At 41.3% G+C, this 12,370-nt stretch carries 12 protein-coding genes; 2 read left to right on the top strand and 10 right to left on the bottom strand.

What is annotated here, in order from left to right; translation table 11 throughout:
- Positions 1-191 precede the first annotated feature (191 nt).
- Both aguA and aguB read left to right on the top strand, forming a co-directional pair.
- Entirely contained in the window at positions 192-1,331 is a 1,140-nt protein-coding gene (aguA, locus tag ACO6HM_RS02325) for an agmatine deiminase (RefSeq protein ID WP_485389674.1), read from the top strand.
- A complete protein-coding gene (gene aguB, locus ACO6HM_RS02330) occupies positions 1,331-2,203 on the top strand; it encodes an N-carbamoylputrescine amidase (protein WP_485389579.1) in 873 nt (290 codons plus the stop codon). The genes aguA and aguB overlap by 1 nt, the downstream gene beginning before the upstream one ends.
- Before the next feature lie 127 nt (positions 2,204-2,330).
- Here aguB and ACO6HM_RS02335 read toward each other — a convergent pair whose 3' ends face one another.
- The 10 genes from ACO6HM_RS02335 to ACO6HM_RS02380 all read right to left on the bottom strand — a co-directional run bounded on the left by ACO6HM_RS02335 (position 2,331) and on the right by ACO6HM_RS02380 (position 12,342).
- Positions 2,331-3,404 (bottom strand): endonuclease/exonuclease/phosphatase family protein, encoded by a 1,074-nt coding sequence (locus ACO6HM_RS02335; RefSeq protein WP_485389580.1) that lies wholly within the window; start codon positions 3,402-3,404, stop codon positions 2,331-2,333.
- The gene (locus ACO6HM_RS02340) at positions 3,401-4,042 is read right to left on the bottom strand and encodes a DUF1836 domain-containing protein (RefSeq protein WP_485389581.1); all 642 of its coding nucleotides are present in this window, start codon (positions 4,040-4,042) and stop codon (positions 3,401-3,403) included. Before ACO6HM_RS02340 ends, ACO6HM_RS02335 begins: the two co-directional genes overlap by 4 nt.
- A gap of 6 nt (positions 4,043-4,048) precedes the next feature.
- Positions 4,049-4,333: a hypothetical protein gene (locus tag ACO6HM_RS02345; RefSeq protein ID WP_485373610.1), complete on the bottom strand. Its 285-nt coding sequence runs from the start codon at positions 4,331-4,333 to the stop codon at positions 4,049-4,051.
- A gap of 62 nt (positions 4,334-4,395) precedes the next feature.
- Entirely contained in the window at positions 4,396-6,693 is a 2,298-nt protein-coding gene (locus tag ACO6HM_RS02350) for an ATP-dependent helicase (RefSeq protein ID WP_485389582.1), read from the bottom strand.
- 10 nt (positions 6,694-6,703) lie between these two features.
- A complete protein-coding gene (locus ACO6HM_RS02355; protein ID WP_485389583.1) occupies positions 6,704-7,312 on the bottom strand; it encodes a hypothetical protein in 609 nt (202 codons plus the stop codon).
- 12 nt (positions 7,313-7,324) lie between these two features.
- A complete protein-coding gene (locus ACO6HM_RS02360) occupies positions 7,325-8,014 on the bottom strand; it encodes a thiamine diphosphokinase (RefSeq protein ID WP_485389584.1) in 690 nt (229 codons plus the stop codon).
- Positions 7,977-8,651 carry a ribulose-phosphate 3-epimerase gene (rpe, locus tag ACO6HM_RS02365; protein WP_485389585.1) on the bottom strand — a complete coding sequence of 225 codons (675 nt, stop codon included), beginning with the start codon at positions 8,649-8,651 and terminating at the stop codon, positions 7,977-7,979. Before rpe ends, ACO6HM_RS02360 begins: the two co-directional genes overlap by 38 nt.
- 1 nt (position 8,652) lies before the next feature.
- Positions 8,653-9,525: a ribosome small subunit-dependent GTPase A gene (gene rsgA / locus ACO6HM_RS02370; protein ID WP_485389586.1), complete on the bottom strand. Its 873-nt coding sequence runs from the start codon at positions 9,523-9,525 to the stop codon at positions 8,653-8,655.
- Complete coding sequence (gene pknB, locus ACO6HM_RS02375) at positions 9,525-11,615, bottom strand: Stk1 family PASTA domain-containing Ser/Thr kinase (RefSeq protein ID WP_485389587.1); 2,091 nt, start codon at positions 11,613-11,615, stop codon at positions 9,525-9,527. The genes rsgA and pknB overlap by 1 nt, the downstream gene beginning before the upstream one ends.
- 4 nt (positions 11,616-11,619) lie before the next feature.
- Positions 11,620-12,342: a Stp1/IreP family PP2C-type Ser/Thr phosphatase gene (locus ACO6HM_RS02380; protein WP_485389588.1), complete on the bottom strand. Its 723-nt coding sequence runs from the start codon at positions 12,340-12,342 to the stop codon at positions 11,620-11,622.
- Positions 12,343-12,370 lie beyond the last annotated feature (28 nt).

The raw sequence follows: 12,370 nt of genomic DNA on the forward strand, positions 1-12,370 counted from the left end.
TTCATATAAAAACTTTTCAAAAAAATCACAATATAAATATTTTCCCTTTTAGTTTTTAGGTAGTTAAGTTTTAAAATTCCACAAAATCATATCGAAAATATCTACTATTAATTTAATTTTTTTTAATTATGCTGGTAATAATTATCTGTAAATGGTACAATAATCACGAAATTAGATTTAACTAAGGAGACATTATGATACTCTCAACTACTCCGTCTTCAGACGGATTTTATATGCCTGGTGAATACGAGCCTCATCTTGGAACTATTATGGTGTGGCCAACAAGAGCAGGAAGCTTTCCTTACAGTGGCAGAGAAGCTAAGCCTGCATTTGCAAAGATAATAAAAAATATAATCAAACACGAGAAAATGTTTTTAGTCTGTGATGAAGCGCATAGGGATGAGCTTTATGATTATTTTAATGAAGACGACTTTGCGCCTGGCGGAAATATCGAGGTAATAATAGCAGATACAGATGATGCCTGGGCTAGAGATACCTCCCCTACCTTTGTTATAAACGATTCAGAGGTAAGAGGAGTTGACTGGGTGTTTAATGCCTGGGGCGGTGATGTAGACGGGCTTTTTCCTAACTATGATCATGATGATGCCCTTGCATCCTCATTTTGCAAAAAATACAATTATGATTATTATGACTTACATAATAAAGGCTTTGTACTGGAGGGTGGTTCCATACACTCAGACGGTGAGGGTACCATCCTTGTAACTGAGTCCTGTCTACTAAGTAAGGGCAGGAATCCTAGGCTTACTAAATCAGAGATAGAAAATGTCCTTCTTACCTATCTTGGAGCAAAGAAGATAATCTGGCTTCCATACGGCATATATAACGATGAAACCAATGAACACGTTGATAATGTCTGTGCCTTTGTAAAGCCTTGCGAAGTAGTTCTTGCCTGGACAGATGATGAAAAAGACCCACAGTATGAGATGAGCCTTGCAGACTTAAATCTCCTTGAGAGGGAATGCGATGCCAAAGGACGTAAGTTAAGAGTTCATAAGCTTCCTATACCAAAAAAACCTATATTGGTAACTGAGGAAGATATAAAAGGCTATGACTTTGAAGACGGCGAAGCAGAAAGGAGTGTCGGCGAGAGACTTGCTGCAAGCTATGTAAACTTCTATATCACAAATGGAAGTGTTCTTGTACCCGCCTTTGGCGATGAAAATGATGGTAAAGCTGTGGATATTCTTAAAGGGCTTTTCCCCGGACACGACATAGTGCCAATCAAATCAAGGTGTATACTCGTAGGTGGAGGCAACATTCACTGCATTACAGGACAGGTTCCTCTAGCTAAGAATAGAAAGGATAAATAATGAGAAAACTAACAGTGGCTGCAGTTCAGATGAGCTGCTCAGTAAATCCGGCAGAGAGTATTAAAAAAGCTGAAAATCTGGTAATGGAAGCAGTTAGTAAGGGTGCTAAACTCATCCTCCTGCCTGAACTCTTTGAAAGGCAATACTTCTGTCAGGAGAGAAGATACGACTACTATGAATTCGCAAAACCTGTAATGGAAAATGAGGCTGTAAAGCATTTCCTCACAGTAAGTAAAAAAACCGGAACAGTACTCCCTATAAGCATATACGAAAAAGACGGCAATGTTCTCTACAACACAGTTGCCATGCTCGATAGTGGAAACTTTCTTGGTATATATAGAAAAACCCATATACCTGATGACCACTTCTATCAGGAAAAATTCTATTTTACACCGGGAAACACCGGCTTTAAGGTCTTTGATACCTCAGTAGGCAGGGTTGGTGTAGGAATATGCTGGGACCAGTGGTTCCCTGAAACCGCAAGAAGCCTTACTATAAACGGAGCAGAAATCATCCTCTATCCTACTGCAATCGGCTCTGAGCCTGTGCTTAATACAGACAGCTGTGGGCACTGGAGGAGAACCATGCAGGGACATTCTGCTGCCAATATCATCCCTGTGGCCGCGGCCAACAGGATAGGCACAGAAAACGTTATCCCTTGTGAGGCTAACAACAATCAGACCTCATCCCTTACCTTCTATGGTTCATCTTTTATTACAGATATGACGGGAGAGCTGGTAGAAAGTGCCGATAGAACAAGCGAAACTGTGCTTGTACACAGCTTTGACCTAGATGAAATAAATGCTGCAAGGCTTGAATGGGGCCTTATGAGAGACAGAAGACCTGAGTGCTATGGAGATATCGTAAGATAATGAGAAAGAATCCTGCTTCGCAGGATTCACCGCCTGCGGCGGGTCGCGTGAGCGACATCTACATATCCGCCGCAGTGCGATCCCTCAGGGAGGTTTTTGCATCTACTATCATCCTTGCCTTGTGATATCACTTTAACTTTATTACCATTTCCACAGGGTTATGGTCTGAATTCTCAAAACCAAGCCTCAATGTTTTATGAGATATGACCTCCACGTTTTTAGAAACAATGAAGCCGTCTATTACATAAAACTGGAAATTCTTGTCATTTTTATCATAGGCTCTGTCAAGAGAACGACAGGTTGGTGTGGAGGCATCCATATAAGGACTAAAGTCATCTATTAGCTCTTTCGTATCAAACAAGCCCGGTTTCCATACTCCTGTGGCACCTACTTCGTACTTGCCTACATCTACTCCTGAAAATGTCTGATTGAAGTCCCCACCGGCTACTACATAGTTGCCAGCCTCATACTCTTTTTTCATAGTCTCAATAAGATACTTGTTCTGAGCCTCCCTACCGGTCCCATCATCATAGGCTTCAAGATGAAGATTGATGACAACCAGCTTTTTATCACTTCCGCTTATAGGAAGCCGCTCAATGAGAAGGCATCTTTTGAGATTACAGGTACTTTCAGGCCACTTAAACGGACTAGGCAGACTTATCCTCTCCGCACTTTCAACCTTAAGCCCACTAAGTGACATAAGTCCTGCTGCTACATTCCTAAGCGGCGGAATAGGGTAAGGTATAAATAATGTCTTGTGGTTATATGCAAACGAAGACAGCCTATCCGGAAACATACCTAAAATAACATCTTCTTCATCTACATTGTAGCTTCGGTATGACTTTCTATCTACTTCCTGAAGTAAGGTAATATCAGCGTCTTCATCTCTTAATTCTTGTGTTATCTTGTTGACGTTTACATTCATCTCTTCCTTAGTCTGGCTTACCACCTTTGTGCCGCCATCCATAAAAAAGTCGGCAGTAGCACCAAGGTTACAGTATCCTACATTCCAGCTAAGGAGCTTAATCTCTTTAGCAAGACCTGCCTCATCAAAAGCCTGTCCCTTTAAGGAGAGCTTCTCTATGTTGCCTGGCTTGTACTCGGTAATTGTAAGTACAGCGAGCAGTCCCAGTACAGCCAACATCAGAATAATTATTATAGTAACACATACTCTAATGCAAATCTTAAGAGTTTTGCTCATCGTCTATCCTTTTTACTTCCGTTATTTGCACCGTCCTTAAAATCTAATAATCCTCTATCTATCATATTTTCAACAATAGTTTTCTTAACATGCACATCAAAACAAAGCGAAGCAATGAAAGCGAAGTTGGTGAGATACCTTCTCTTCTCTTCATCTTCTTCATCCTCAAAGCTATCCTTCGCCCTATCAAATGTCTTTAGTACCGACCTCGAAATATCGGTTGTAGCACCTTTGCAAACCTCAAAAACCTCATCATAAATATCACTTAACGAGACATCTTTATCCTGCTTTGAAAAGAAATTCTCGGTAAGTGGTGTAAGAATGCTATTGATATCCTTAATGGACAATACATTCTTAAAATAATAAATGAAAATCAGAAGCAGCATATGGTCCGTGCCATATTTTTTCTTATCAGGGGAAGGAAGCAGCTTGTTTTTGGTGTAGTTATTAATCATGGCCTTGGTAAGCATCTTGTCACCGTCATATCTTTTAAGCGATGCAAAATGGTCATCCATAAACTTAATAACCTGGTCCATATAAAGGTCAATCTCCGGTATATCCTCAATCTTTATATAATCTAGAGACCTTATCCTACTCGCTACTTCCTCAATGAATTCCTTCTTGTCTTTTTTGTTCATTGCCCTTTAGTTAGCAGCGTTCTCCTTCTCTTCCTTTTCTGCTTCTGCTTCATGCTCATCGAAGATTTCATCCCCATAAACATCATCAAAATCATCTTCAAAATCTACAAGCTTGTCCGGAACAAAGAAGTAATATACTGCGTATGCTATAGCTGCGATAAGCGCTACGGCACCTACAATAACAAGAGCAACTACATAAGGGTTGTCCTTTTTTGTCTCTTCATCCTTTGCAGGGTGAATGAGAGCATTAAGCTTCACTGTGTTTAATAGTTCTTCAATTTTCTTATCCATAATATTGCTCCTTTTCTTTATGATAATATCAGTATAGCATATTTTTTAAAATAATACTATTGTCAGTTAATTTTTTTAAGACCTGCCATGCTAAGCTTCAGTTTCCTGATGCCAAAGCTTTCTTTATCAAAGCTCACCGTCACCACATCATTTTCCTTATTTAGTTCAAGGACTTCTCCTTCTCCAAACTTAGCGTGGCTTACCCTGTCTCCCTCGCCAACCTTGTCAGAGGTCTTAGACTCACTGCCAAATCCCTTATTGATATATGGATTTCCCGAAAAGAGATTTCTTTTATCCTTTGAAGGGGTAAATGATACGGTATTTCTCTCTAAATACCTGCTGCCGCTTCCTGCATAGAGACTTTCATTTCTCAAGCTTCTTGTACGGCTAATGTCACCACCTGTTGATAAGAGATGTTCAGGAATTTCTCCTATGAATCTTGATGGAGGGTTCCACTGTATATCCCCTCTTAACATTCTGGAGGCTGCATTTGAGAGGTAAAGCTTCTCCATAGCTCTGGTTATACCCACATAGCAGAGTCTTCTCTCCTCTTCAAGTTCACTCTCATCACCTGAGTAAATGCACATTTTGCTCGGAAATAATCCTTCCTCCATGCCCACTATGAAAACCACCTTAAACTCAAGGCCCTTAGCCGAGTGAAGTGTCATAAGAGTGACCTTGTCCATATTCTCGTTTTCGCTGTCCTTGTTGTCAGCATCCGTTAAAAGAGATACCTCTGTAAGGAAGCCCGAAAGCCTATTCTCGTCGGAGTCATTGAGACCTATTTCATATACTGCAATCTTGTTGATAAGCTCATCTATGTTGTCGATTCTGCCTTTTGCCTCATCAGTTCCTTCAAGCTTTAACTCTTCCACATAGCCTATCTCTTCAATCAGAGTCTCAAGCTCTTCCTTAAGGCTCTTACAGTGCCTAAACTCCCTTACCTTTGCCTCTATAAAGGCTACGAACTTCTCCACCTTGGCTACAGCCCTGCTAAGTCCCGGTATGCTTTGTACCCTCATACAGGCCTCAAAAAATGAGATTTCTTTGTCTATTGCATATTCTGCTATTTTCTCTTCTGTAGTACTTCCTATCCCTCTTTTAGGCACATTTAATATTCTTCTTACCTGAGTATCATCCGTGACATTGTTTATAGCCTTAAGGTAGGCCAGTATATCCTTGATTTCTTTTCTGCTATAGAAGTTGGTTCCTCCATATAGCTTATAAGGTATATTATTGTATACAAACTTCTCTTCTATGGCACGGGACTGGGCGTTGGTTCTATAAAGTACAGCAATGTCTGAATAAGCTGCCTTTCCCTCACTTACAGTCCTCATTACTATATTGGCCACTCCGTCTGCCTCTCTGTCCCCTGTATCATAGGTCTTATAAGAGATGGAAGCGCCGCTCTCTTTACTCGTCCACAGTCTCTTATCTTTACGCTCTGAATTGTTGCTTATGACACCGTTTGCAGCCTCAAGTATATTGCCTGTTGAGCGGTAATTCTCCTCAAGCTTTATAACCAAAGCCCCAGGATATATCTTCTCAAAGTTAAGTATATTCCTTATATCAGCTCCTCTAAACTTATATATGGACTGGTCATCATCTCCAACTACACAGAGGTTGTTCTCTATTTCACCCCTCTCATTCTCGTGGGCTGCAAGGAGCTTTAAGAGCTTAAACTGAACCACATTGGTATCCTGATACTCGTCAACCAGAATATAGCGAAATCTCCTCCTGTAATAGTCTAGGGTATCCTTATCCTGTATAAAGAGCTCCACAGTCTTTACCAGTATATCGTCAAAGTCAAGGGCATTGTTATTCTTCATACGCTTTTCATACTCTATATACACCCTCGCATAGACATTGTCAGAATAGCTTGCATTGGCAGCAAATTCTTCCGCATCTATAAATTCATTTTTAGCATTTGAAATGATATTCAGACAGGTCTTTTCAGGAAATTTCTTATTGTCGATATTGAGAGATTTTAATACCTGCTTTACTACAGCCTTGGTATCATCGGTATCATAAATATTAAAATTTCTGTCATAGCCAATCTTGTCTATAAATCTTCTAAGTATCTTCACACAGGCTGAATGAAAGGTTGATACCCATATATTCTCTGCACCCTCTTCTATAAGTGAATCCACCCTTTCACGCATTTCCTTTGCAGCCTTATTGGTAAATGTAAGTGCAAGTATATTCCAGGGATTTACCCCATGTTCTTTTATAAGATAGGCTATACGCCTGGTAAGCACTCTGGTTTTACCTGAGCCTGCACCTGCTAAAATGAGCAGTGGACCATTTTCATGTACCACTGCTTTCATCTGTTCCGGATTTAAATTATCAAGAATATTCATTTTTCTTCCTTTACACTGACTTAATTACTTCTACTCTGGTTACCTTGTCACCATTCATGCTGTCTATCCTTAGGGCAAAATCATTGTACCATACACAGGCACCAATGGCTATGGTTCTCTCTTCCCTGTTAAGCACAGTCGTAACCACCTTTGCAAGAGTATCCCCCTCTTCGATAGGAATATTTATTCTTGCCATGTGGTTGGTAATCTTTGTCTTCTGACTTCCTCTGTACACTCGTTTTTCAGTCTCATCAAAATGACAGAGAAGGTATTTCCTTGTAGCAAACAGGGCTGCCAAAGCCACTATAGTAATTAGATTTTCAAGAGGAGTAGTGTGCTCAACTATCATCTGCCTAGCTATGGCAAAGAGAAGTACATCAATGATTGTACTCGGAGTATGCTTACAAAGCATCTTTACGAACTCAAGGCCAATCGCTAACATCATTGCTTTTTCAAGGAAAAAGCCCAGTTCTATTTTCTCTCCTACAAAAAAGTCAGGAACTGCTACAGCCAAAAGCTTAAATGTCATTACGGCTATAATTATACTCATAATTATAGCTATTATGAGCTCAAGATAGTAGGTGAGCTCGTGAATCATATCTTGTAAATCCCTCTTCATAATACCCCCGTTTTACATCTTTCCCTTAACTACAAGCCTCTTGTCATCAGTCTGAAAGAGAATCAATATGCCAGATACAAAGCTAATTTTAACCCTATCTTTCTCAAATTCATTGCTCACTCCAAGACTGCTACCTGAGCTAAGAATAAAGTTCTCGAGTTCATATTTGGCTCCTCTGATGCTTAGTCCCTTCACAGTTTCAGTAAAAGGAATCAGAGAAAAATACCCTCCAAAAGCTTCAGCTTTCTTTAAGCTAATCTCTTTATCATGAATACTTATTACATTGTGTTCATCCATTATTCTTGCCCTTACTCCACCTGCCAAAGTCTTGTACAAAAGCTCAATATTGGCTAAGGTATGGTCAAGTCTCGTCCCTGTAGCTCCAAGGATGACTATGTCCTTAGGATTAAGAGTAAGTGATAAGGATATGGCTAGTTCGGTGTCTGTCTCATCTTTTTCAGGGTTAAATGCCTTAACAATAGGCTTACCATGAGTTTCAAAAAGAGACTTGAAGTAGTTAACCACCTCTCCATCTCCACTGTCAAAGTCACCCACTACATAGTCAGGGATTATCCCTATCTCCTTTGCCACCATCATCCCTCTGTCTGCGGCTATAACAACATCAGGCTCATACTCTTCATATACTTCTCTAACAAAGTCAGTTTCAGTTCGTCCCCCTGTTACAATGAGTACCTTCTTCATACATCCTCTCAATCATCTTCTTGGTATTTACAGCTATATCTCCACCAAACACAGCAGTTCCTGCAACCACTACATTGGCTCCGGCTCTTACAAGCTCTCCTATGTTATCCTGATTTACTCCACCGTCAACTTCGATGTCTACATCAGGGGCCATTTCTCTTAGCTTCTTTATCTTGTCTATGGTAAAAGGTATGAACTTCTGCCCTCCAAAGCCCGGGTTTACACTCATTATAAGCACCATATCCACTTCAGAAAGTACAAGCTCTATAGCAGAAAGAGGCGTGGCGGGATTTATAGACACTCCCGCTTTAAGGCCCAGTTCCTTTATCTTGGTTACTGTCCTGTGCAAGTGCTTTGTGGCCTCCGCATGCACTGTAATAATATCAGCCCCTGCCGCCTTAAAGTCCTCAAGATATCTTTCAGGACTCTCTATCATAAGATGTACATCAAATACCTGATTACTGTATTTTCTAAGGCTCTTTATCACAGGCATTCCAAATGATATGCTTGGCACAAAGCTTCCATCCATCACATCAAGGTGGAGGTATTTTGCTCCGTTTTCCTCTGTAAGCTTTACCTGCCCGGCAAGCTCACCAAAGTCTGCCGCGAGTATTGAAGGTGAAAGTATGTATTCCATATTAGTATCCCCTCTTGTTTGATAATTCCTCATAAATCAACTTGTAGTTCTTATATCTGCTTTCTGATATCTTTCCTTCAGAGAGAGCTGTTTTCACACCGCAGTCTCTTTCTCCTATGTGGATACAGCCGTTAAACTTACAGTCCTTTACATAGTCTTCAAAGTCAGGAAAATAGTCCTTAAGCTCCCTCTTATCTATGTCAAAGAGTTCAAGGCTCCCAAAGCCCGGTGTGTCACAGATATAACCACCCTCTCCTATGTAAAAGAGTTCTGCATGTCTTGTGGTCTGCTTGCCACGCTCTATCTTCCTGCTGATTTCCCCTGTCTCCATATTGGCCTCAGGCACAAGGTAGTTGGTAAGCGTGGACTTGCCCACTCCTGAAGGCCCTGCAAGCACTGTAAACTTGCCCATAAGGTAATCCTTTACCTCATCAAGCCCCAGCTCTTCTTTTACACTTATTTCAATCACCTTATAGTGAGGAGAGTAAATCTCTCTAAGTTCTGATAGCTTAGCCTCATCTGCAAGGTCACTCTTGCTTATTGCAATGGCAACAGGAATCCTCTTTATCTCCATCATCGTCAGAAATTTGTCAAGAAGATTGAGGTTGGGTGCAGGCTTAGCCCCTGCAAATACTATAAGGGCCTGGTCAGGGTTAGCCACGGCAGGACGGATAAGAAAAGACTTTCTCTCCTTTATCTCTATGAGATTACCCTTCTTATCCTCATCAGACAAGACTTCAATCTCCACAATGTCTCCCACCAGCGGCTTGATACCCTTATTCCTAAATATTCCTCTAGCCCTGCATTCATAGGCTTCTTCTCCATTATGTACGTAGTAGAATCCCGCAATTGCTTTTATTATTCTGCCTTCCATTAGTTCGCAGCCTTACTCCAATTCTTGATACGCCATACCTTGCCATCATATACCTCACCATTTACAATGAGGTAGCAGACTGCTTCACTGTCACTTGAACCGATTATATCCTCGATACGAAGCGGGAAGTCGTCATAGCTAAGTGTTCCTGAGTAGACTGTGGATGTCTTTCCATCCTGATCCATCCTTACTTCGATGTCTCCACTCTCTCCGCTTTCAGCAAAAGGATTCTCATCTATGGTAAGCGAAGCTGAATAAGTATAAGATACAGGCTTAGGTCCCTTGCTTATACTAAGTGTAATGGTGCTTCCGGACTGTGCCTCATTGCCACCTGGTATACTCTGGCTTATAACAAGTCCCTTTTTGACGCTGTCATCTTCCTTATACGCTATAGAAGCCTTAAATCCAGAATTGCTAAGTGTAGTAGTTGCCTCTTCCTCGGTCTTTCCAACCACATTAGGTACAAGAGTCTGCTTATTTTCAGGTCCGGTACTAACCAGGATTGTGATAGTATCACCCTCTTTGGCAGCTGAACCTATAGCAGGAATCGTATCTATAACGCTTCCTTCATCAACTGTATCGCTTGCCTTCTCTTCTACTTTAACCACAAATTTCAAGCCTTCAAGAGTAGCTATTGCACTGTCCTTGGTAGCATTTCTTATATCAGGAACACTGCTTGTATCCTCACCCTTGCTGACTGTGATAATAACTTCGTCATCCTTCTTAATCTCAGACCCTTCAGCAGGCTTTACATCCATGACTGTTTCTTTTTCAAATTCCCTTGAGCTCTCAGATTCAAACTTGTAGTTAGTAATACCCGCATCTGAAAGGATGGAAATTGCCTCAGCACGTGTACGTCCCTTAAGTGCAGGAACTGTTATAACTGCTGATTTTGATGCAGTCTCAGAAGCTATTGACGAAGGTGATGCCGCCTGGCTTTGGCTGTTAGAAATAAGCGATGAATCTCCACCTTTACCCCCAAAGAGGTTGAATCCCTTTACCAAAAGTACTATAACCACGATAGCAAGTATCACAATAGCCGCAATTCCTCCAAAAAGGATGAGCTTTTCCATCTTAGGGTCAATGGTCTCCTCATCATCCTCAGGAAGTTCACGGATATTGCGTGGTTCACGCTTTTTGACAGGTTCACCTGCCCTGTTAGTGTTATTATATCTGCCCTTTTTAATGGTCTCAAGCTCCTCTCCTGATATGTTTATAGTAGGAGAATCAGTAACTGCCGCCTGAGAAAAGTTGACATAATCTCCTTCCGGTTCAGCAATTGCCTTCTTGAGGTCGGCAATTAGCTCTGTAGCTGTGAGATATCTGCGCTCAGGCTTCTTCTGCATACATTTTTGAACAATCTTTTCTATGCTTACAGGTACCTCAGGATCAAGCTCTCTAAGAGGCACAGCCTCTTCATTGATATGTAAAAGAGCTACTGATACAGTATTATCTGCGGCAAAAGGCATCTTGCCGGATATCATTTCATAAAGGGTAACTCCAAGTGAATATATATCACTCTTTTCATCTGAATATCCACCTCTTGCCTGCTCAGGAGAGATGTAGTGAACCGAGCCTACTGCCTGTCCTGCAGCTATCGTGTTGGAGGTAGCAGCCTTGGCTATACCAAAGTCTGTGACCTTTACCTTGCCTTCCTTTGAGATAATAATGTTCTGAGGCTTGATATCCCTGTGTATGATATGGTTGGCATGCGCTGCCTCCATGCCCTGTGCTATCTGAATGGCAATGCCCACAGCCTCTTTTAGCTCAAGCTTGCCCTTTCTTTCAATAAACTTCTTAAGTGTTATACCCTCAACAAGCTCCATTACGATATAGTGAAGGCCCTCATCTTCTCCTACGTCATAGACATTTACTATGTTAGGATGTGACAGCACCGCAGCAGCCTGAGCCTCTGCCCTAAACTTAGACACAAAGTTCTTATCAGAGCTATACTCCTCTTTAAGCACCTTTATGGCTACCTGTCTGCCAAGCCTGGTATCCATTGCTTTGTACACATCAGCCATTCCGCCTGAACCGACCAGACTGATAATTTCATAACGTTCTCCGATTAATCTACCTTTGTTTAACATATTTTTACACCTCTATCATTACTACTGTTGCGTCGTCTTTTCCGCCATTGTTTACAGCAGTTTCTATTAGTTTTTTGCAAATTTCCGATAATTCTTTGTCAGCTCCCGCTATTTCCTCCAACGTCCTCTCATCCATCATATTGGAAACACCGTCTGAGCATAAGAAAATCCGGTCTCCCTTTGTTAGCTTTACCTCAAAGAAGTCTACCTCGAGGTCAGGCTCAACTCCAAGCGCTCTGGTGACCTTATTCTTATGTGGGTTAAACCTTGCTTCTTCTTTCTTTATTAACCCACTCTTTATCATCTCTTCAACTACCGAATGATCCTCGGTTATCTGAGACAAAGCCCCGTTTTGAATCACATAGAGCCTTGAATCACCAACATTTGCAATGTATAAAATGTCGTCCTTAATGGTAGCCAGTACAATCGTAGTACCACAACCCTTTAGCTCTTCGTTTGCTTTGGTCTTTTCCCTTATCCCCTCATTAGCCGCCGTTATAGCTGACCTTATAGTGGATATTATCGAACCCCCGTTATTCTTCAGAATGTAATCTTTTACGCTGTCTACACAGAATCTTGAAGCAAAGTCACCCCCATTGTAACCTCCCATCCCATCTGCCACTATGAACAGATTGGAAAGTTCACCGACTGCCCCTTCTTCACATAGTAAACTGTCCTGATTAACACTTCTGTTTTTTCCGGCTCTGGATTCAGAAAATGTTTTCATCTATGTGTCTCCCTTCTATACTCACAAG

The sequence above is a fragment of the Catonella sp. genome (assembly GCF_057250765.1).

What these genes read in the sequence shown, in the direction of transcription:
- aguB (WP_485389579.1), top strand. Translation starts at nt 1,331, where the DNA reads ATGAGAAAACTAACAGTGGCTGCAGTTCAGATGAGCTGCTCAGTAAAT.
- ACO6HM_RS02335 (WP_485389580.1), bottom strand. Translation starts at nt 3,404, where the DNA reads ATGAGCAAAACTCTTAAGATTTGCATTAGAGTATGTGTTACTATAATA.
- ACO6HM_RS02340 (WP_485389581.1), bottom strand. Translation starts at nt 4,042, where the DNA reads ATGAACAAAAAAGACAAGAAGGAATTCATTGAGGAAGTAGCGAGTAGG.
- ACO6HM_RS02345 (WP_485373610.1), bottom strand. Translation starts at nt 4,333, where the DNA reads ATGGATAAGAAAATTGAAGAACTATTAAACACAGTGAAGCTTAATGCT.
- ACO6HM_RS02350 (WP_485389582.1), bottom strand. Translation starts at nt 6,693, where the DNA reads ATGAATATTCTTGATAATTTAAATCCGGAACAGATGAAAGCAGTGGTA.
- ACO6HM_RS02355 (WP_485389583.1), bottom strand. Translation starts at nt 7,312, where the DNA reads ATGAAGAGGGATTTACAAGATATGATTCACGAGCTCACCTACTATCTT.
- ACO6HM_RS02360 (WP_485389584.1), bottom strand. Translation starts at nt 8,014, where the DNA reads ATGAAGAAGGTACTCATTGTAACAGGGGGACGAACTGAAACTGACTTT.
- rpe (WP_485389585.1), bottom strand. Translation starts at nt 8,651, where the DNA reads ATGGAATACATACTTTCACCTTCAATACTCGCGGCAGACTTTGGTGAG.
- rsgA (WP_485389586.1), bottom strand. Translation starts at nt 9,525, where the DNA reads ATGGAAGGCAGAATAATAAAAGCAATTGCGGGATTCTACTACGTACAT.
- pknB (WP_485389587.1), bottom strand. Translation starts at nt 11,615, where the DNA reads ATGTTAAACAAAGGTAGATTAATCGGAGAACGTTATGAAATTATCAGT.
- ACO6HM_RS02380 (WP_485389588.1), bottom strand. Translation starts at nt 12,342, where the DNA reads ATGAAAACATTTTCTGAATCCAGAGCCGGAAAAAACAGAAGTGTTAAT.